Origin of the sequence: Lentilactobacillus parabuchneri DSM 5707 = NBRC 107865 (genome assembly GCF_001435315.1) — a bacterium.
In the GTDB taxonomy this organism is placed as follows: domain Bacteria; phylum Bacillota; class Bacilli; order Lactobacillales; family Lactobacillaceae; genus Lentilactobacillus; species Lentilactobacillus parabuchneri.
In genome coordinates this window covers 1-2029 of sequence record NZ_AZGK01000034.1, presented here as the reverse complement: position 1 = coordinate 2029, position 2029 = coordinate 1, and the positions used below count along the sequence as shown (strand labels likewise).

The 2029-nt window shown below is 39.6% G+C and carries 1 protein-coding gene and 1 pseudogene; one reads left to right on the top strand and one right to left on the bottom strand.

The genetic code is table 11. The features are described from left to right. Nucleotides 1–913: pseudogene (locus FC51_RS12385) on the top strand (hypothetical protein); the annotation flags it as partial. A 104-nt stretch (nucleotides 914–1017) separates the two neighbouring features. Here the strand turns inward: FC51_RS12385 and FC51_RS12380 are convergent. Continuing rightward, nucleotides 1018–2029, bottom strand: a 1012-nt coding sequence (locus FC51_RS12380) for a hypothetical protein (protein ID WP_162261248.1), incomplete at its 5' end; no start/stop codon positions are given.

Here is a 2029-nt window from a genome sequence, read left to right as displayed (position 1 = left end):
GATCCTTTACAGTGCCTTGACTGCTACTAATACTACCCCAGCAACTCCTGATGTTACCCAGAACCAAGTACGGGTAAACTTTGTTGATGCTGCAACCGGTAAAACTGTTCAGACGCGCGATTATACCAATAATATTGATAAGAATTATACTGCAACACAATTCTTGAAGCGCTCGTTTGGTGATGCTAACTATCTTGATAGCACAGTTCCAGATTCATTCAATAATGCTGGTCAGCCGCTTGATCAATACGTAACTTCAACTATTTCAGGTTACGGTACAGCAGGATTGAGCACGGCCAACAAGACTACAAACTCTGCTACTATTGGTAATGCAGGCTTTGGCAAGACAATTACTATTTTAGTTCAACAAGCAGCAACGTTGAATTACTTTGCAAATTATCCTGTTCAAAACTTGGTATTTGGCGCTAATTACACTACAAACAACCCTATCTTTGGTGCCGCAGGTGGAAATGTTCGAATTTACCAATCAGATGCATCAGCTAAGACTAACGGTCAAACGGTTCAGACGTTAGTTCAAAGCTTGGATAATTCTGTTAAAGGTGGTTTGAATACCACCGTTACTGGTGATCAAGTTGAAACTGCTCTTAAGAACGCAGGTTTAGACACGTTCTACATTGGATATCATCAAGCTGGTGGGACTCAGAACGGTGCAGTTGGTGCAGCTATCACTGAAACGGGTAGTGCTTTGAATTCTGCTTATTACACTGTTGTTAAGTACTCATTCAACAAAGCTGCATTTGATGCTCTTCCAGCAGCAAATCGTACTATTGGACAAACTGCAAGTAATCAAAACTTATTGTTTACCCAAGTAGGTACTAAGAATAATGTTTACGTTGCAGAAGCATCATACGCATTTGGACACAATTATGAAAGTGATGCTGCCCAAAAGTAGTATACTAAGCTAAAATTAGAATTAATATACAAAAAGGCTTCGATCAAATTGATCGAAGCCTTTTTAAAACTATTAACAAATACAACAAAGTTGCATATTACTAATTAATCACCTGAGTTAACTTTCAATGAATATAATGTATTAAAGTTTGAACTAGCAGGTGTGCTTGATACTGTGAAGAATGGAGTCTTGTTAACAGTATAAGTCATTGTCAAATCAAGATTATTACCAAACTTGTTCATGTTAGTGTTACCAAACAGATCAACATCAGAAGTAGTAGAACCACTAGTAGCCTTGTAAGTTACGGTGTTAGCATTAACGCTAGTTAAGTCGATTGTAGCTTTAGTAACATTAAATTGTGCATTGTTACCAAACACATCAGGCTTAATGGTTTGTGTACTACCAGTCCCTGTGAGAGCATTGCTTGTCAAGTAGCCTTTACCGTCAGTTGGAGCTGCATTAGCGTTATCCACAAGAGTATTGTTGGCAACGTTCGTAGTAACACCTTGTCCCCAAACAAATGTGATCGCATCTAACCCAGCATTCTTCAATAGTGCTTGGACATCAGAACGCGTAGCAGTTACGTTGTCAGTGCCTTTCAATGCATTAGAAACTAATGAACTTAATGAACTTGCTGATACATACGTTCCGTTGCTCAATTGAACAACCGCACGATCTGGTAAAGTATTTGAAGCTGTAGTACCTGCACCGTCAAGCAAAAGTGTAGCTGACTTAGCAAGTGATGCAGTAGCTACCGGAGCAACAACAACAGTGGTATAACTACCAAAAGCGGCACTGTTCAAAGCAGCAGTGTTAGACTGTAACTGAGATAATGTCAATGGAGCTGAACCATAACCGGAAACTTTAGCATCTGTCAACAACGCAGCATATGCAGTATCAACATCTGTTCCATGACCATTGGTGTTAAGAATATTAGCGTAGTGCTTAGAAACCGTAGTAGTAGCGGTGGTATCAGCAGCATCCTTGGTCAATACTGAATATCCAAGAACTTTACCACTAGCGTCAGTAATCTTGATACCAGTTTGATCTGCATTCAACTTAGGAGCGGTTGTATCAGTTGATGAACTAGTAGCAGTCAAGGCACTGTAAAGGATC